A 17,682-nucleotide genomic window follows, 5' to 3' on the forward strand; every position below is an offset into this window, starting at 1 on the left:
TCCGTGGACGGGTGGAACAAACCCGGAAGAGGTGGGGTTGAGTAGGCATCGCTCAACCTTTGGAAGGGTCGAACACGTGACTACACCTCAGAATCTGCCGGTGCTGTTCCTGACCGATCCGATCGTGCTGCCGGGCATGGTCGTGCCCATCGAACTGGACGAATCGGCGCAGGCCGCGATCGACGCCGCGCGCGCCGCGAAGAAAGAGGCGGTGCTGCTCGCGCCGCGACTGACCGAGGGCTACGCCTCCTACGGCGTCGTGGCGACCATCGAACAGGTCGGCCGGATGCGTGGTGGAGCGCCCGCGGCGGTACTGAAGGCGGAGCGGCGAGCCAAGATCGGCCACGGCGTCACCGGACCGGGCGCCGCGCTGTGGGTAGAGGCCGAGCCGGTCGAGACTCCGGCTCCGGACGGCCGCACCAAGGAGCTGGCCGCCGAGTACAAGAAGCTGGTCGTCTCGGTGTTGCAGCGCCGCGAGGCGTGGCAGATCATCGACGCGGTCAACCAGCTGACCGATCCGTCGGCGATCGCCGACACCGCGGGTTACGCGCCGTACCTGACCGCGGACCAGAAGCGCGAACTGCTCGAGACGCCCGATGTCACCACACGCCTCACCACGCTCATCGAGTGGACCAAGGCGCACATCGCCGAGGCCGAGGTCACCGAGAAGATCAGTGACGAGGTCCGCGAGAACGTGGAGAAGAGCCAGCGCGAATTCCTGCTGCGCCAGCAGCTCAACGCCATCCGCAAGGAACTGGGCGAGGACGAGCCCGACGGCGCCGACGACTACCGCACCCGCGTGGAGCAGGCCGACCTGCCCGAGCCGATCCGCGAGGCGGCGCTGCGCGAGGTCGGCAGGCTGGAGCGGGCCAGCGACCAGAGTCCGGAATCCGGTTGGATCCGAACCTGGCTGGACACCGTGCTGGAACTGCCGTGGAACGAGAAGACCACCGACTCCACCGATGTCGCGGCCGCTCGCGCGGTGCTGGACGCCGATCACCACGGCTTGGACGAGGTCAAGGACCGCATGGTCGAGTACCTGGCGGTGCGGGCCCGGCGCGCGCAGCGCGGGCTGGAGGTCGTCGGTGGCCGCGGTTCCGGCGCGGTGCTCGTGCTGGTCGGTCCGCCCGGCGTCGGTAAGACCTCGCTCGGCGAGTCCGTGGCACGGTCGTTGGGGCGCAAGTTCGTTCGCGTCGCCCTCGGCGGCGTGCGCGACGAGGCCGAGATCCGCGGTCACCGCCGCACCTACGTCGGCGCCCTGCCCGGCCGCATCGTGCGCGCCATGAAGGAGGCGGGCTCGATGAACCCGGTCGTGCTGCTCGACGAGATCGACAAGGTCGGCTCCGACTTCCGCGGCGACCCGGCGGCGGCCCTGCTCGAGGTGCTGGATCCGGCGCAGAACCACACGTTCCGCGATCACTACCTGGATCTGGATCTCGACCTGTCCGACGTGCTGTTCATCGCGACGGCCAATGTCATGGAGACCATCCCCGGCCCGCTGCTGGACCGCATGGAACTGATCACCGTGGACGGCTACACCGAGGCCGACAAGGTCGCCATCGCCCGCGACTTCCTGGTGCCGAGGCAGCTGGAACGCAACGCGCTGACCGCCGACGAGGTGACCATCACCGAGGAGGCGCTGCGCGAGGTCGCGGCGAACTACACCAGGGAAGCCGGTGTGCGGCAGATGGAGCGCCTGATCGCGAAGGCGTTGCGCAAGGCGGCCACTCGGCTCTCGGAGGGCGACGGTGCTTCGGTGACCGGCATCGGTCTCGGCTACGACCCCGAGCTCGGCTACGAAACAACCGAAACCGCCACGCCGACAATCGCTTCCGGCCGCCTGACCATCGGTCTCGGCGACCTGAAGGACTACCTGGGCCGTCCCCGCTTCACCCCGGATTCGGTGGAACGCACCGCTGTTCCCGGTGTGGCCACCGGCTTGGCCGTGACCGGCGCGGGCGGCGACGTCCTCTACATCGAGGCCAACGCCGCCGAGGGCGAGCGCTCGCTGACCCTGACCGGCCAACTCGGCGACGTCATGAAGGAATCGGCGCAGATCGCGCTGACCTACGTGCGCTCGCACCTGGAGGAGATCGGGATCGAACCGTCGGTGCTGGACCGCAACATCCACATCCACTTCCCGGCGGGTGCGGTGCCCAAGGACGGCCCGTCCGCGGGCGTCACCATGGTCACCGCCCTGGTGTCGCTGGCTCTCGGCCGCCAGGTGCGCTCGGATGTCGGCATGACCGGCGAGGTCACGCTGAACGGGCGGGTCCTGCCGATCGGCGGCGTCAAGCAGAAGCTGCTCGCCGCTCAGCGCGCGGGACTGAAGACCGTGTTCATTCCCGCTCGCAACGAGCCGGATCTGGACGAGGTCCCCGCCGAGGTGCTCGCGGCGCTGGATGTGCGGCCGGTCGCCGACGTGGCGGAGATCTTGGCCTACGCCATCGAGCCGGTTGTCGAGCAGACGCTGAATCGGCCTGCGTTCGCCGCTACTGCGTGAGGTGATCGATGGGGCCGGGTGCGGGAAACCGCGCCCGGCCCTTGGTCATCCGAGCTCACGTTCGACGCTGCGCGTCGTCCCCTGCGCCACCGCGCACAGCACCGCCTCCCCGTCCTCGGACTCCGCGTAGATCTCGCACCGCACCACTGCCTGCCGCCGCGTCGATCCCGTCACCGACGCCTCCGCGCGCAACCGGACCCCCGCGGCCGGACGCAGATAGGTGATGGTGAACCCGCCGGTCAGCACGTTCGCGCCGAGCACGGTGCCCGCCGCGAAGGTGAGCGCGTTGTCGGCGGTGTAGGCGAGCACCCCGCCGTGCACGAACCCGAACTGCTGGCCGAGTTCCGGCCGGATCGGGATGACGAGCGTGGCGGCGCCGTCGCCGAATCGGGTGAGTTCGGTGCCGACCAGACCCGCGAAGGGTTGCGCGTCCAGTACCTGTCTTGCCTGGTCGAGATCGAGTGCTGACGTGCCGACGGTCATTGCCGCTCCGTTCTTTTCGGTGTCGATCGGGCTTCGAGGGCCAGCCAGGCTGCCTCGGCCAGTTCCGCGCCGACCTGTGTCGGAGCGGTGCGGATGTCGCCGCCCAGCCACTGCCGCGAATACTCCTGCGCGGGGCCGAGCCAGAGTGCGTAGACGAGATCCAGATCCAGCGAGCGCACCGCGCCGTACGCGGCGTGCGTGCGATACCAGCGCGCGATATCGGTCATGAAGGTGCGGTTGCTTTCGCTCTCGCGGACGCCCGGCGGCCGCGCCGAGATGAGAACCTTTGCCCGGTGCTGGTTTTCGGTTACCCAGCGCAGGTGTTCCCGCACGCCCTCGGTGATGCCCTCGCGCGCGTCGGTGCTCTGGCCGACCACCACCCAGAAGTGCTGCTGATAATCGGTCAGCGCGTGTGCCCACACCTGCCGGTACAGATCCGCCTTGTCCGGAAAGTGGTGGTAGAGCGCGCCGACGCTCGCGCCTGCCGCCTCGCGGATCTGCGCGAGCGTCGCATCCAAGGCTCCGTGCTCGGCGAACTGGCGTTCGGCCGCCAGCAACAACCGATCTCGGATCTTCATAACCAGAATTTAGTTCTGTTTTTCGACCGGCGCAACGTCACTCGGCCGCCGCACCGCTCGTGGTCCGGCGAATCGTGCCTGGTTGTCACACGCGTGCGGTATGACGGACAGGTGGCCAGGTGGCTGTTGCACGTCGATCTCGACCAGTTCCAGGCGGCGGTGGAGTTCCGTCGCCATCCGGAACTGCGCGGCAAGCCGGTCATCGTCGGCGGCCACGGCGACCCGAACGAACCGCGCAAGGTGGTGACCTGCGCGTCGTATCCCGCTCGCGCCTACGGCGTCCGAGCGGGCATGGCGCTGCGTAGCGCACTGCGCAAATGCCCGGAGGGCGTCTTCCTGCCGCTCGACATGGCCGCCTACGAGGAAGCCTCCGACGAGGTCATGGCGCTGCTGCGCACCTTTCCCGGCCGGGTCGAGGTGTGGGGCTGGGACGAGGCGTTCCTGGCCGCCGACACCGACGATCCCGAACTGCTCGCACGCGAAATCCGCGGCGCCATCGCGGAATTGGACCTGACCTGCTCGATCGGCATCGGCGACAACAAGCTCACCGCCAAGCTCGCCACCGGCTTCGCCAAGTCCGCGGGCAAATCCTCGGATGTCCCCGGCGCGGGCGCCGCCGCGGGCATGTACCGGCTGACCGCCGCCAACTGGACCGAGGTCATGGCCGACCGGCCCACCGACGCGCTGTGGGGCATCGGCAGCCGCATCGCCGCCCGCCTCGCCGAACTCGGCATCCGCACCGTCGCCGACCTGATGGCGGCCGACCGGCACCGCCTCGCCGCGGTGTTCGGCCCGTCCACCGGCCCCTACCTGTGGGTGCTCGGCCACGGCAAGGGCGACACCGAAGTGACCACCGAACCGCGGATCCCGGTGGGCCGCAGCAAATCCGAGACCTTCCCGCACGATCTCACCGACCCCGCCGAGATCCGCGCGCAGGTGGCGCGGATCGCCACCGAGGTCGCCGAGGAAATGGCCGAAGCGGGCCGGATCAGCATCCGGGTCTCCGTCACCGTGCGGACCAACACCTTCTACACCCGCAGCAAACAGGCCAAACTCCCCGAGCCGACCGCCGACGTCGCCACCATCACCGAGACGGCCCTGCACATCATCGACCGCTTCGACCTGGACCGCCCCGTGCGCCTGCTCGGCGTGCGGTTGGAGTTCGTGCCCGAGAAGTAGTCGGTTCGCGCCGGGGACGTAGCCGCGGTGCCGCCCGCGCGATGACGGGCGGGCCGCGCCGGAGCGCCTCGAGCCGTGGCCGATCCTCGTATGCTCGACCGCATGGAGTTCTGGGCGATGGTGGCACAGGAATCGGACAGCGGGATCGTGTTGACGCGGCAGCGGGTCGACGAGGAATTCCTCGGCCGGGGCACCGTGACGATCAAGGTGCACTACTCGAGCGCCAACTTCAAGGACGGACTCGCCATCACGCCGGGCGGCGGTGTGGTCCGCAACTACCCGATCGTGCCCGGTATCGATATCACCGGCGAGGTCGTCGCCTCCGAGTCCGACGATTTCGCGCCCGGTGATCAGGTCGTCGCGCACGGCTACGAGATCGGCGTCTCGCGCAACGGCGGCTTCGCCGAATACGCGAGGGTGCCGGACGAGTGGGTGGTGAAGCTGGACGGGCTGGACACCCGCGACGCCGCCGCCCTCGGCACCGCCGGTTTCACCGCGGCGATGAGCGTGCAGGCCCTGCTCGAACGCGGCCTCACCCCCGACGACGGCGCGATCCTGGTGACCGGCGCGACGGGCGGCGTCGGCACCGTGGCCGTCGACCTCCTGTCCCGCCTCGGGTTCGAGGTCATCGCGTCCACGGGCAAGAAGGACGCGGGCGATCTGCTCGCCGAACTCGGTGCCAACGAGGTGATCGGCCGCCTGCCGGAGGATCCCGGGGCGAAGCTGCGCCCGCTGTCCAAGGCGCGGTGGGCGGGCGCGGTCGACAGCGTCGGCGGCAAGTCGCTGGCTTATGTGCTCAGCTGCATCGGCTACGGCGGTGCGGTCGCGGTCAGCGGCCTCACCGGCGGCCACGATCTGCCCACCACGGTCATGCCGTTCATCCTGCGCGGCGTCGCGCTGCTCGGTATCGACTCGGTCAACATGCCGATCGAGAAGCGCCGCGAGCTCTGGTCTCAGCTCGGCAAAGAGTTCCGCCCGCAGCACCTTTCGACGCTGGAGAGCTACGCCCCTGTCACCGAGGCGGCGGCCGTGCTCGCCCATATCAAGAGCGGGAAGCACTCCGGCCGCACGGTGCTGGGCGTCGCGGGCGAGTTCTGAACCCGCGGTGAAAGGCCGCACCGGTCGAGCGCCGGTGCGGCCTTTCCCGCGCTTCCCTCAGGCCGCGATCGTGACCGGGTCGTCCGCGAACTGCGTGCGATACAGCTCGGCGTAGCGGCCTTCGGCGGCGAGCAACTGGGTGTGGGTGCCGCGCTCGACGACGCGACCGTCCTCCAGCACCAGGATCTGATCGGCGGCGCGGATCGTGGAAAGGCGGTGCGCGATGACCAGCGCGGTGCGGCCCTCCAGTGCCTCCGAAAGCGCTTCCTGCACTGCGGCTTCCGAGGTCGAGTCGAGCGACGCCGTCGCCTCGTCCAGGATCACCACGCGCGGCTGCTTGAGCAGCAACCTGGCGATGGTGAGGCGCTGACGTTCCCCGCCCGAGAGGCGGTAACCGCGCTCGCCGACCACGGTGTCCAGTCCGTCCGGTAGCCCGGCGATCAGCTCGTGCAGGCGGGCCCGCCGCAGCGCGTCCCACAGCTCGGGCTCGGCCGCCTCCGGGCGGGCCAGCAGCAGGTTGGCGCGGATCGTGTCGTGGAACAGGTGCCCGTCCTGGGTGACGAGGCCGACCGTCTCGCGCAGCGAGCGCGCACCGATCTGCCGCACGTCGGCGCCATTGAGCCGCACCGCGCCGCCGTCCACGTCGTACAGGCGGGAAACCAGTTGGGCGATGGTCGATTTCCCGGCTCCCGAGGAGCCGACCAGCGCGACCAGCTGACCGGGTTCGGCGCGCAGCGACACATTGTGCAGCACGTCCACCCCGCCCCTGGTGTCCAGCGTCGCGACCTCCTCCAGCGAAGCCAGCGACACCTTGTCCGCCGACGGGTAGGCGAAGGTCACGTCGTCCAGCTCCACCGCGACGGGGCCCTCCGGCACCGCGATCGCGTCGGGCGCGTCCTCGATCAGCGGCCGCAGATCGAGCACCTCGAAGACGCGCTCGAAGCTCACCAGCGCGGCCATGATCTCCATCCTGGCGCTGGCCAGCGCGGTCAGCGGCGTGTACAGCCTGGTCAGCAGCAGCGACAGCGCGACGACCGCACCCGCGTCCAACTGCTCGCGCAGGGCGTACCAGCCGCCGAGTCCGTAGACCAGCGCGACCGCAAGGGCCGAGACCAGTGTCAGCGAGGTGACGAACACTGTTTGCAGCATCGCGGTGCGCACACCGATGTCGCGCACCCGTCGCGCCCGCAGCGCGAACTCGTCGGACTCCTGTTCGGGGCGGCCGAACAACTTCACCAGCGTGGCCCCCGGCGCCGAGAACCGTTCGGTCATCTGCGTGCTCATGGCCGCGTTCAACCGCGCGGCCTCGCGCTGAAGCCCGGCCAGCCGGTTGCCCATTCGCCGCGCCGGAATCACGAACACCGGGAGCAGCACCAGCGCGAGCAGGGTGATCTGCCAGGAGATGCCGAGCATCACGGCGAGCGTGAGCACCAGCGTCACCAGGTTCGCGACGACACCGGACAGCGTGTCGCTGAAGGCGCGCTGCGCGCCGATCACGTCGTTGTTCAGCCTGCTCACCAGCGCGCCGGTCCTGGTGCGGGTGAAGAACGCGATCGGCATCCGCTGCACGTGGTCGAACACCGCTCGGCGCAGGTCGAGGATCAGACCCTCGCCGATCCGCGAGGACAGCCACCGGATGCCGAGCCCGAGCGTCGCGTCCAGTACCGCGAGCACGCCGATGATCACCGCGAGCGTCACCACCACGCGCGGCGCGGCCCCGCCGACGATGTCGTTCACGACGCGCCCCGCAAGCACCGGCGTCGCCACCGCGAGCAGCGCGGAGATCACGCTGAACACGAGAAACACCCCGATCCGCCGCCGATGCGGCGCGGCGAACCGGAGAATGCGCTGCGCGGTGGCGAGGCTGAACGGACGCTGCTCGTCGGGCGCGTTCATCCGTCGATACATCTGGCTCCACGCCACCGATTCGATACTCACGATCGTTCCCTCTCGACCCCGCCATCCAACTACTGGTCACCGACAGTAGGACCTCAACAAAGGTTGAGGGCAAGTCGATTCCCGCGCCGTCGCGAATTCCGCGTTCGGCGAACGCACAGCCCGCCGGTCGGAGCGAATCCCCTGCTCGACGACCGCGGCTTATCCCCGGCCGCCTGGCGCGCCCCGTCGGCCGAGATCGCCCCGCGCCTAGGCTGACAGGGTGACCGAGGAGCGGATGGTGGCGGCGCTGCGCGGGCGGATCGACGGCGAGGTGGACGCCTCCCCGAGGCGGCGAGCGGAGTACTCCACCGACGCGTCGAACTATCGCGTGCCGCCGACCGCGGTGGTGTTCCCCCGCTCCGACTCCGATGTCGCCGAAACCCTCGGCTTCGCTCGCGAACACGGCCTGCCGGTCACCGCGCGCGGCGCCGGAACATCGGTGGCGGGCAACGCGATCGGCTCCGGCCTCGTGCTCGACTTCAGCAGGCACATGAACCGGATCGTGCGCATCGACCCGGACCGGCGAACCGCCGAGGTACAGCCGGGTGTGGTGCTGTCCGCATTGCAGAGCGCGGCCCGCCCGCACGGGCTGCGGCTCGGCCCCGATCCCTCCACCCAGAATCGCTGCACCCTCGGCGGCATGATCGGCAACAATGCCTGCGGGCCGCGCGCCGTCGCGTGGGGCCGCACCTCCGACACCGTGCGTGAGCTGCGCATCCTGGACGGAACCGGAACCGAGCGCGTCCTCGGGAACGACCCGGCCGCGGTGCCCGGGCTTGCCGAATTCACCAGGTCCGCTCTCGCGGTATTGCGCACCGATCTCGGCCGCTTCGACCGGCAGGCCTCCGGCTACGGCCTGGAACACCTACTGCCGGAACGCGGTTCGGCGCTGGCCAAATCGTTCGTCGGCAGCGAGGGCACCTGCGGGCTGCTGCTGGACGCGGAGGTCGAACTGGTCGAGCTGCCGCGCGCCACCGTGCTCACGGTGCTCGGCTACCCCGACATCGCCACCGCCGCGGACGATGTCGCCGCGGTCATGGCGTGTGCGCCGATCGCGGTCGAGGGCATCGACGCCCGCCTCGTCGACGTGGTGCGCGTGCATCGTGGCGCGGTACCCGAACTGCCGCGCGGCGGCGGGTGGCTGTTCGTGGAGACCGCGGGCGCGAGCGCGGCGGAGGCGCTCGCGACGGCCGAGCGGCTGTGCCGGACGACGCACGCGCTGGACACCCGCATCGTCACCGACCCCGCGGCGGCCGCGGCACTGTGGCGGATCCGCGCCGACGGCGCCGGTCTGGCCGGACGCACCGCCGACGGCCGACCGGCCTGGCCCGGCTGGGAGGACTCCGCCGTCCCGCCCGAGCACCTCGGCGCCTACCTGCGCGAATTCGCCGAGCTCACCGCGCAGCACGGTGTGGACGGCCTGCTCTACGGCCATCTCGGCGACGGCTGCATCCACGTGCGTCTCGACCTGCCGATCACCGAAGCGCCGCAACGCTTCCGCGCCTTCCTGTTCGACGCGGCCGAGCTCGTGGTGCGCTACGGCGGTTCGCTGTCCGGCGAGCACGGCGACGGCCGGGCCCGCTCGGAACTGCTCTCGGTGATGTACTCCCCCGACGTGCTCGCGGCCTTCGCCGGATACAAGGCGCTGTTCGATCCGGATGCCGTGCTCAACCCCGGGGTGCTCGTCGAACCGCGCCCGGTCGACGCCGACCTGCGCGTCGCGGGCTTGGCCTCGGTGCCGTCCACGGGCGGCTTCGCCTTCCCGCACGACGACGGTGACATCGGCGCCGCGGTGCACCGGTGCGTCGGAGTCGGGAAATGCCGCGCCGACAGCTCCGCCGCCGGCGGCTTCATGTGCCCCTCGTACCTGGCCACCGCCGACGAGAAGGACAGCACCCGCGGCCGCGCCCGCGTCCTGCAAGAAGTGGTGCGCGGCGCGCTGCCCTGGTCCGCGCCCGCCGTCGCGGAATCGCTGGATCTGTGCCTTTCGTGCAAGGCCTGCCGCTCCGACTGCCCGGCGGGCGTCGACATGGCGACCTACAAGGCCGAGGCCATGTATCGCCGCTACCGTGGCAGGCCGCGCCCGCTGGATCACTACGCACTGGGCTGGCTGCCCCGCTGGCTCGGACCCGCGAGCCGAATCCCCCGCACCGCCAACGCGATCGCCGGTATCGGCTGGTTGCGCCGGATCGGCCTGCGCGCGGCGGGCATCGACCCGCGCCGCGACGTACCCCGGCTGGCCGACCGTCCGTTCCGCCGCACCGAACGCGCCCGAGCGCTGTTGTCGGCCGAACCGCCGACCCCCGCACTCGGCAATCCCCCGAGCGCCACACCAGCTGATGCCCCGAGCGGCGACGCCGTTCCGCGCGACACCGCGACGACAGCCGTACCCTTCGATGTCCGGAGCGGCGACGCCGTTGCACGCGACACCGCGACGACTGCCACCGCCGCCGATGCCCCGAGCGGCAACGCCGCTCCGACCGGCGCCGCGGCCATCGAGGTCGTAGGCGACGATGCGGCGAGTACCCAACCCCCAGCCGACGTACTGCTCTGGATCGACACCTTCACCGACGCCTTCGATCCCGAGATCGCGCAGGCGGCGGTGACCCTGATCGAATCGCTCGGCCACCGCGTGCGAATCCCCCGGCGACGGCTGTGCTGCGGGCTGACCTGGCTCAGCACCGGACAGCTCGACAGCGCGCGCGCCAAGCTGCGCGCGACGCTCGCCGAACTGGACGAACACGTCCGCGGCGGTGGCATCGTCGTCGGGCTGGAGCCTTCGTGCACCGCCGTGCTGCGCGCCGACCTGCCCGAACTGCTCGCCGACGACCCGCGCGCCGCCCCGGCCGCGGCAGCCGTCCGGACGCTGGCCGAGTTCCTGGTCGAACACCCGGACTGGCGCCCGCCGCACCGAGCCGACGCGGTGGTGGTGCAGCCGCACTGTCACCAGCATGCGGTGCTCGGCTTCGAGGCGGATCGCCGGATATTGACCGGCATGGGTGCGAAGGTAACGGAAATCGCCGGATGCTGTGGTCTAGCAGGAAATTTCGGTATGCAGAAGGGCCACTACGACATTTCGGTCGCGGTAGCCGGTAATGGATTGCTGCCCGCGCTCCGCGATGCCGCCGAAGACGCGATATTCGTCGCGGATGGATTCTCGTGCCGCACCCAAAGCGCCCAACTCACCGGCCGACGCGGTCGGCATCTGGTGCAATTCCTCCTGGGAGAGTGAGGAATTCGAGCGCGCGCTGTGGACCGTGCGCCAGCTTCCTCAGCTGCCGAAAGGCAGCGTGCCAGGGGGAATATGGTAGCCAGAGCTACCCGCGAAGATGCTGCCCCAAGCGTCGAGCAACCAGTTCAGCACGTTGGTGATCATTCAATCCTCCATGGTGGTTCGACTGCCAGCTGTTTTCTGATCGGACAATCTATCGCACGGAAATTTCGTCACATTACAAATCCGGGGCCCGCGTTTCACGGCCGTGACCGGGCCGATGTGCGCGAAACGACCGGCCGGGTGCGTCCGGCGCATCGGACACACGGACAATGGGTCCGTGCGCGAACAGATGGCAACGGCCGCGCGGTCCGGCCTGGCTCGAACGGTGACGTCCGACCGGCCGATCGATCTCGCGCACACCATCGCGCCGCTGCGCCGCGGTACCGGCGACCCGTGTCACCAGGTGACCGCCGACGGCGCGCACTGGCACGCTTCCCGGATGCCGAGCGGTCCGGTGACCTACCGGCTCGTCCAGGGCGATCAGTGTTCGGTGCAAGGACAGGCCTGGGGTCCCGGAGCAGGTGAATTCCTCGACCGGCTCGACGACATGCTCTGTCTCGACGAGGACCTGTCCGATTTCATCCCCGACCACCCCAAGGTCGCCGAGGCGCACCGCCGCTTCCCCGGCCTGCGCATGCTTCGCACCGGCCTCGTCCTCGAATCACTGGTGCCCTCCGTGCTCGAGCAGAAGGTGCACACCATCTCCGCGCGCGCCTCGTGGCGAAAGCTGGTGCGCCAATTCGGCGAACCCGCGCCGGGCCCCGCGCCCGAGGGACTCCGCCTGCCCCCGGATGCCGAGACCTGGCGGCGCATTCCGTCCTGGACCTTCCACCGCGCGAACGTCGGACCCGAGCGCGCGCAGACCATCGTGCGCGCGGCCCGGCTCGCGGAATCCTTGGAGCGCACCGCAGACCAGGACCCGGCCGAGGCGGCGCGCCGGCTGTGCTCGGTGCCGGGCATCGGCATCTGGACGGCCGCCGAGACCGCCCAGCGCGTCTACGGTGACGCCGACGCGCTCTCGGTCGGCGACTACCACCTGGCCGCCATCGTTGGCTGGACCCTGCTCGGACGCCCGATCGATGACGAGGCGATGGTCGAGTACCTCGAACCTCTTCGCCCGCATCGCTATCGGGCCGTCCGTCTGCTGGAGATCAGCGGCCAAGCCCACAAGCCGAAATTCGGTCCGCGCACCCCGCTCACCGATCACACCTGGCACTGACTCATAGTTGCAGCGCCCGCTCGTCCAAGACGCATTTGCCCGATTCGACCAGCGTGGTCCTGGCGCGGCGGCGCACCAGGCAGCGGTCGACGGTGCAGTCGATGTGTAACTGCATTGCCGCGTGGGCTTGTTCGTCGGTCATCACACCGGGGTCGCGTCCGCAGACCAGCAGCCCGGCGACATGCATGTTCAGATTCGTCAGTTGCATCAGGCGACTCCCACCCGCTCGCGGGCGGCGCCGAATAGTCGGGAGCGCCGGGGCGTGGGATGCTCGTCCCACGGCGCCTGGTGTACCGCCATGCCGAGCGCCTCGAGCGCGGTGAGCCCCACCTCGTCGGCGAGCTCGCCGACGGTGTCGAGCAGGGTTGGCACCACTTCGGCAACCCGAAGCGCGGCAACCGCTTGCGCGCAGGTGAGGGTGCGCCCGGGAAGGTAAGAGACCACCCAGCCCTCCTGCCCTACGCTGCGCGCTCGATGCGGGGTCAGGTCGCTGGTCATCAACGACGACCCTATGACGTGTACGGTCATGACTCCTCGTTCCTCGTTCCGTTTCCCGGGCCGCGCTCGATCCGAGCACACTTCCAGCACACCACCGGAGTCGTCGCGACACGGCGTTGTTCGGGGATCTCCGAAGATTTCGTGCGAATTCCCAGCACGAAATCCAAACGGGAGGGGAGGATTCTCCATAGTGGACGAGGAGGTCCGCTACCGACGTTGGACAATGCCACAGCAGAGCCACACGAAGCCCCATTGCCCTTATTGCCCAAGCGAAGTCACGGGGAACCGAGCTTGTGGGTGCGCCCCGGACCGCCTCGGGTGAGGATCCGAGCACAGAACGGAGCGTACTGTGTCAGCGAGTTCGGCAAGAGCAGCAGCGAATTCGGAGTGCACGGCCTCGGAGACCCACCGCACGACCGCGGCCTCCGACAACGGCTCGTCTACCCTACCGCGCCGCCAATTGGGCAGATACCTCAGGGACTGGCGTACCCAGGCCGGGCTCACCATCGCCGATGCCGCCCGCCTGATGGAGTGGGGCGCCAGCACGCTGCAGCGGCTGGAAAAGGGGCAGGCCGACCGCATCCGCACCATCGACGTCCAGGAGCTGTGCCGCATCTACGGCATCCCCGACGAGCTCTGTGACGGACTCAAGGGCCTGGCGCAACAGGCTGCGGTGAAGAGCTGGTGGCACGCCTTCGGCGATCTGATCCCCGAAAACTTCGACGTGTATGTCGGTTTGGAGGCCTCGGCGCGCGAGCTGCGCTCCTATCAACCCGAGCTGGTGCTCGGGCTGCTACAGACCCCTGACTACGCGCGAGCCTTGAACCGGCTCTGCTACCCCGACGACACCGAGGACGAGCTCGAGCGGCGCGTCCAGCTGCGCACACAGCGCCAAGCGCTGGTCACCAGGAAGGTCTCACCCGCTACGGTGGACGTGGTGCTGCACGAGTCGGTGTTGCACCGCGCGGTGGGTGGCGCGAAAGTGATGGCGGCGCAGCTACGTCATCTTGCCGATTTCAGCACCAGACCCAATGTCTCCCTGCGTATCCTGCCGTTCGCGGCCGGCGTCCCACTCGGCGATTCCACGGGTCCGTTCACCGTTCTAGGGTTCGGCACCGACAGCAAGGGACATCAGGTCGAGCCTGCGGTGGTGTACGTAGAAGGCTTCACCGGAGACCTCTACCTCGAAAGACCGGCCGATGTTCAGCGTTACAACCTGGCACACGAGTGCCTCCAGCGCTCTGCGCTGGACATCCAACCCAGTAGACATCTGCTTCGGCAGCTAGCGAAGGAGTGTGCGGTATGAGCAGCGAACTCGTCGGCGCGACTTGGATCAAGAGCACCAGGTCCGGCAGCAGGGACTGCGTGGAAGTGGCCTTTCTGCCCGGCGGGCAGGTCGGTGTTCGCGACAGCAAGAATCCGCAGGGTCCGGCATTGATCTTCACGCCGAGCGAGTGGGACGCCTTCTCGGCAGGCGTCGTCGACGGCGAATTCGCCCGCCCGTGAACGTTTCCGGGAACCCCGTCCACGGAAAGCTCGGCGCCGAGGTGGATCTGACCGACGCCGAGTGGCGCGGGGCGGGCGGCGCGGGATCCGAGGGCGTGGAAGTGGCGCTGCTCGCGGCGGGCTACGTCGCCCTGCGCAGCGCCCAGGACCCGGACGGTCACGTGCTGGTGTTCACCCCGGGGGAATGGGCTGCGTTCACCGCGGGGGTGCACGACGGCGAGTTCGACCTAGCCTGACGTTCGACGGCCCGGTCCGGCGGTGCGAAAGCCCGCGGGCCGGGCCGTGGTGTACCCGGTTTCGTGATCATCTCTGCGCGAAGATCACGAAACAGAGCAGATTCGACAACGAATCACGTTTACCCCGAACAGGATCGGGTAGCCCAGAGGTTGTGGACCGTGGGTTGAAGAACTCCCCACCCCGGTACAAGAAGCTGCGGCCGGGCGATTGGGTGGAATGGCTGATCGTCGCGCTGCTCTTTGCGGTGTCATCGGTGGGCGTGTATGTACTCACCAGCTCAGCGCTGTCGGCCTTGTCGGTCGGTGCGCTGGTGTGGCTGGTCGCCATCGGCGTCGTCGCGATTCTGTGAACGGGTGCGCCGACCGGCCGGGCCGGAACCCGGCCGGTTGCGATCGGCGCCTCCGCGTCTACGAGCTCGGCGTCCTCGAACTCAGCGATTGACAAGCTCGGCGATCGACGAGCTCAGCGTCGAAAGAGCTTGTTCCCCAACCAGACCAGCGGATCGTATTTGCGGTCTACCACCCGCTCCTTGAGCGGGATCAGCGCGTTGTCGGTGATCTGAATGTGCTCCGGGCACACCTCGGTGCAGCACTTGGTGATGTTGCACATGCCGAGACCCTGGTCCTGCTGGGCCAATTCACGGCGATCGGCGACGTCCAGCGGATGCATCTCCAGCTCGGCGATGCGCATCAGGAAGCGCGGCCCGGCGAAGGCCTCCTTGTTCTCCTCGTGGTCGCGCACCACGTGGCAGGTGTTCTGACACAGGAAGCACTCGATGCACTTGCGGAACTCCTGCGAGCGTTCCACGTCCACCTGCCGCATCCGGTAATCACCGGGCTTCAGATCCGGCGCGGGGGTGAACGACGGGATCTCCCTGGCCTTCTCGTAGTTGAACGACACGTCCGTCACCAGATCGCGGATCACCGGGAAGGTGCGCATCGGCGTCACGGTGATCAGCTCGTCGGGCTCGAAGGTCGACATGCGGGTCATGCACAGCAGCCGCGGACGGCCGTTGACCTCCGCGGAGCACGAACCGCACTTGCCCGCCTTGCAGTTCCACCGCACGGCTAGGTCGGGCGCCTGAGTGGCCTGTAGCCGGTGGATGATGTCGAGCACCACCTCGCCCTCCTTCACCTCGACGGTGAAGTCCTCCAGCGCGCCGCCGTCCTGATCACCGCGCCACACGCGGAATTTGGCGTCGTAACCCATGGCTACGCCTCACCTTCCGTGGCCAAGGCCGCACCGGCCGGGTGCCCGGCGAGTTCGGCGGAGTTGTAATACTTTTCGAGCTCGGTGAGCTCGAACAGCGCCAGCAGGTCGGCGCGCATCGGCTTCTGGTCCTCCGGCGTCACTCGCACCCGCGGCACGTCGGCCCCGGCGTCGGCCGGGTCGATCGCGCAGACGAGCAGCTTGTTGCGCCAGGCCGGATCCATCGTGGGGAAGTCGTCGCGGGTGTGCCCGCCCCGGCTCTCGGTGCGCAGCAACGCGGCTTGCGCCACGCATTCGCTGACCAGCAGCATGTTGCGCAGATCGATGGCCAGGTGCCAGCCGGGGTTGAACTGCCGATGCCCCTCCACGGTGACGTGCGCGAAGCGCTCCCGCAGCCTGTCCAGGTGCTGGATGGCCTGCTCCAGCTCGTGCTCCTTGCGGATGATGCCGACCAGGTCGTTCATCGCCTGCTGCAGATCGGTGTGCAGGGTGTACGGGTTCTCGCCGGAGCCCGCGTCGGGTGGATCGAACGGCGCGACAGCCGCTTTCGCCGCCGCCGCGATGTCGTCGTCGTGCACCTCCGGGTGTTCCTTCAGCATTTCCACGTAGGTCGCCGCGCCCAGTCCGGCCCGGCGACCGAAGACCAGCAGGTCCGACAGCGAGTTGCCGCCGAGGCGGTTCGAGCCGTGCATGCCGCCGGAACATTCACCCGCGGCGAACAGCCCGGGCACCGTCGCCGCTCCGGTGTCGGGGTCGACCTCGATGCCGCCCATCACGTAGTGGCAGGTCGGGCCGACCTCCATCGGTTCCTTGGTGATGTCGACATCGGCCAGCTCCTTGAACTGGTGGTACATCGAGGGCAGGCGCCGCCGGATCTCCTCGGCGGGCAGCCGGGAGGCGATGTCGAGGTAGACGCCGCCGTGCTCGGTGCCGCGCCCGGCCTTGACCTCCGAGTTGATGGCGCGGGCCACTTCGTCGCGCGGCAGCAGGTCCGGCGTGCGGCGTGCGGAGTCGTTGTCCTTCAGCCACTGATCGGCCTCGGTCTCGGTCTCGGCGTACTGGCCCTTGAACACCGAGGGGATGTAGTCGAACATGAACCGCTTGTCGTCGGTGTTCTTCAGCACGCCGCCGTCGCCGCGCACGCCCTCGGTGACCAAAATGCCCTTCACGCTGGGCGGCCACACCATGCCGGTCGGGTGGAACTGCAGGAACTCCATGTTGATCAGCGTCGCCCCGGCGCGCAGCGCCAGCGCGTGGCCGTCGCCGGTGTACTCCCAGGAGTTCGAGGTCGTCTTGTACGACTTGCCGATACCGCCGGTCGCCAGCACCACCGCGGGCGACTCGAAGAGCACGAACTTGCCCGATTCGCGCCAGTAGCCGAACGCGCCGGAGATCCGGTCGCCGTCCTTGAGTAACTCGGTGATGGTGCACTCGGCGAACACCTTGATGCGCGACTCGTAGTCGCCTGTCTCCGCGTGATCCTCCTGCTGCAGCGAGACGATCTTCTGCTGCATGGTGCGGATGATCTCGAGACCGGTGCGGTCGCCGACGTGCGCGAGCCGCGGGTAGGTGTGGCCGCCGAAGTTGCGCTGGCTGATCCGGCCGTCCGCCGTCCGGTCGAACAGCGCCCCATAGGTTTCCAGCTCCCAGACCCGGTCCGGGGCCTCCTGGGCGTGCAGTTCGGCCATGCGCCAGTTGTTGAGGAACTTGCCTCCGCGCATGGTGTCCCTGAAATGGGTTTGCCAACTGTCCTTTTCGTTGGCGTTGCCCATCGAGGCGGCGCAGCCGCCCTCGGCCATCACGGTGTGCGCCTTACCGAACAGGGACTTGCACACCACCGCGACGGAGAGCCCGTGTTCCCGGGCCTCGATCACCGCGCGCAGTCCGGCGCCACCGGCACCGATAACGACGACGTCGTACTTGTGCCGTTCCACTTCTGGCATTGCCGCGTGTACTCCTG

16 protein-coding genes are annotated in these 17,682 nt (G+C 69.0%); 9 read left to right on the plus strand and 7 right to left on the minus strand.

Annotated elements, in window-relative coordinates; translation table 11 throughout:
- Positions 1 to 76: 76 nt before the first annotated feature.
- Entirely contained in the window at positions 77 to 2,503 is a 2,427-nt protein-coding gene (gene lon / locus NL1_RS05200; protein WP_373862523.1) for an endopeptidase La, read from the plus strand.
- A gap of 45 nt (positions 2,504 to 2,548) precedes the next feature.
- On the opposite strand, the gene NL1_RS05205 is transcribed toward lon, so the two are convergent.
- Positions 2,549 to 2,986, minus strand: a complete 438-nt coding sequence (locus NL1_RS05205) for a PaaI family thioesterase (RefSeq protein WP_067834858.1) — start codon at positions 2,984 to 2,986, stop codon at positions 2,549 to 2,551.
- Positions 2,983 to 3,564: a TetR/AcrR family transcriptional regulator gene (locus NL1_RS05210; RefSeq protein ID WP_067834860.1), complete on the minus strand. Its 582-nt coding sequence runs from the start codon at positions 3,562 to 3,564 to the stop codon at positions 2,983 to 2,985. Before NL1_RS05210 ends, NL1_RS05205 begins: the two co-directional genes overlap by 4 nt.
- 111 nt (positions 3,565 to 3,675) lie before the next feature.
- On the opposite strand from NL1_RS05210, the gene NL1_RS05215 reads away from it, so the two are divergent.
- Positions 3,676 to 4,743: a DNA polymerase IV gene (locus NL1_RS05215; protein WP_067835048.1), complete on the plus strand. Its 1,068-nt coding sequence runs from the start codon at positions 3,676 to 3,678 to the stop codon at positions 4,741 to 4,743.
- A gap of 102 nt (positions 4,744 to 4,845) precedes the next feature.
- Positions 4,846 to 5,841 (plus strand): acrylyl-CoA reductase family protein, encoded by a 996-nt coding sequence (locus tag NL1_RS05220; RefSeq protein ID WP_067835050.1) that lies wholly within the window; start codon positions 4,846 to 4,848, stop codon positions 5,839 to 5,841.
- A gap of 57 nt (positions 5,842 to 5,898) precedes the next feature.
- Here the strand turns inward: NL1_RS05220 and NL1_RS05225 are convergent, their stop codons facing one another.
- Positions 5,899 to 7,779, minus strand: a complete 1,881-nt coding sequence (locus NL1_RS05225; RefSeq protein ID WP_067834862.1) for an ABC transporter ATP-binding protein — start codon at positions 7,777 to 7,779, stop codon at positions 5,899 to 5,901.
- 235 nt (positions 7,780 to 8,014) lie between these two features.
- On the opposite strand from NL1_RS05225, the gene NL1_RS05230 reads away from it, so the two are divergent.
- Both NL1_RS05230 and NL1_RS05235 read left to right on the plus strand, forming a co-directional pair.
- Positions 8,015 to 11,011 (plus strand): FAD-binding and (Fe-S)-binding domain-containing protein, encoded by a 2,997-nt coding sequence (locus NL1_RS05230; RefSeq protein WP_067835052.1) that lies wholly within the window; start codon positions 8,015 to 8,017, stop codon positions 11,009 to 11,011.
- A 331-nt stretch (positions 11,012 to 11,342) separates the two neighbouring features.
- Complete coding sequence (locus NL1_RS05235) at positions 11,343 to 12,272, plus strand: DNA-3-methyladenine glycosylase family protein (RefSeq protein ID WP_067834864.1); 930 nt, start codon at positions 11,343 to 11,345, stop codon at positions 12,270 to 12,272.
- Position 12,273: 1 nt separating this feature from the next.
- On the opposite strand, the gene NL1_RS05240 is transcribed toward NL1_RS05235, so the two are convergent.
- A complete protein-coding gene (locus tag NL1_RS05240) occupies positions 12,274 to 12,480 on the minus strand; it encodes a hypothetical protein (protein WP_067834866.1) in 207 nt (68 codons plus the stop codon).
- Positions 12,480 to 12,800, minus strand: coding sequence for a hypothetical protein (locus tag NL1_RS05245; RefSeq protein ID WP_067834868.1), 321 nt, complete (start codon positions 12,798 to 12,800; stop codon positions 12,480 to 12,482). The genes NL1_RS05240 and NL1_RS05245 overlap by 1 nt, the downstream gene beginning before the upstream one ends.
- Positions 12,801 to 13,230: 430 nt before the next feature.
- On the opposite strand from NL1_RS05245, the gene NL1_RS05250 reads away from it, so the two are divergent.
- The 4 genes from NL1_RS05250 (at position 13,231) to NL1_RS05265 (ending at position 14,862) form a co-directional block, all read left to right on the plus strand.
- On the plus strand, positions 13,231 to 14,076 hold the full coding sequence (locus NL1_RS05250; RefSeq protein ID WP_067834870.1) for a helix-turn-helix domain-containing protein: 846 nt from the start codon (positions 13,231 to 13,233) through the stop codon (positions 14,074 to 14,076).
- A complete protein-coding gene (locus NL1_RS05255) occupies positions 14,073 to 14,276 on the plus strand; it encodes a DUF397 domain-containing protein (RefSeq protein ID WP_067834872.1) in 204 nt (67 codons plus the stop codon). Before NL1_RS05250 ends, NL1_RS05255 begins: the two co-directional genes overlap by 4 nt.
- A complete protein-coding gene (locus tag NL1_RS05260) occupies positions 14,273 to 14,512 on the plus strand; it encodes a DUF397 domain-containing protein (protein ID WP_067834874.1) in 240 nt (79 codons plus the stop codon). Before NL1_RS05255 ends, NL1_RS05260 begins: the two co-directional genes overlap by 4 nt.
- 152 nt (positions 14,513 to 14,664) lie before the next feature.
- Positions 14,665 to 14,862 (plus strand): hypothetical protein, encoded by a 198-nt coding sequence (locus tag NL1_RS05265; protein ID WP_067834876.1) that lies wholly within the window; start codon positions 14,665 to 14,667, stop codon positions 14,860 to 14,862.
- Between the two features lie 113 nt (positions 14,863 to 14,975).
- Here the strand turns inward: NL1_RS05265 and NL1_RS05270 are convergent, their stop codons facing one another.
- Together NL1_RS05270 and NL1_RS05275 are read right to left on the minus strand one after the other, a co-directional pair.
- A complete protein-coding gene (locus tag NL1_RS05270) occupies positions 14,976 to 15,722 on the minus strand; it encodes a succinate dehydrogenase/fumarate reductase iron-sulfur subunit (protein WP_067834878.1) in 747 nt (248 codons plus the stop codon).
- Between the two features lie 2 nt (positions 15,723 to 15,724).
- Positions 15,725 to 17,665: a fumarate reductase/succinate dehydrogenase flavoprotein subunit gene (locus tag NL1_RS05275; RefSeq protein ID WP_067834880.1), complete on the minus strand. Its 1,941-nt coding sequence runs from the start codon at positions 17,663 to 17,665 to the stop codon at positions 15,725 to 15,727.
- Positions 17,666 to 17,682 lie beyond the last annotated feature (17 nt).

The sequence above is a fragment of the Nocardia lijiangensis NBRC 108240 genome, assembly GCF_001613045.1.
Classification (GTDB): domain Bacteria; phylum Actinomycetota; class Actinomycetes; order Mycobacteriales; family Mycobacteriaceae; genus Nocardia; species Nocardia lijiangensis.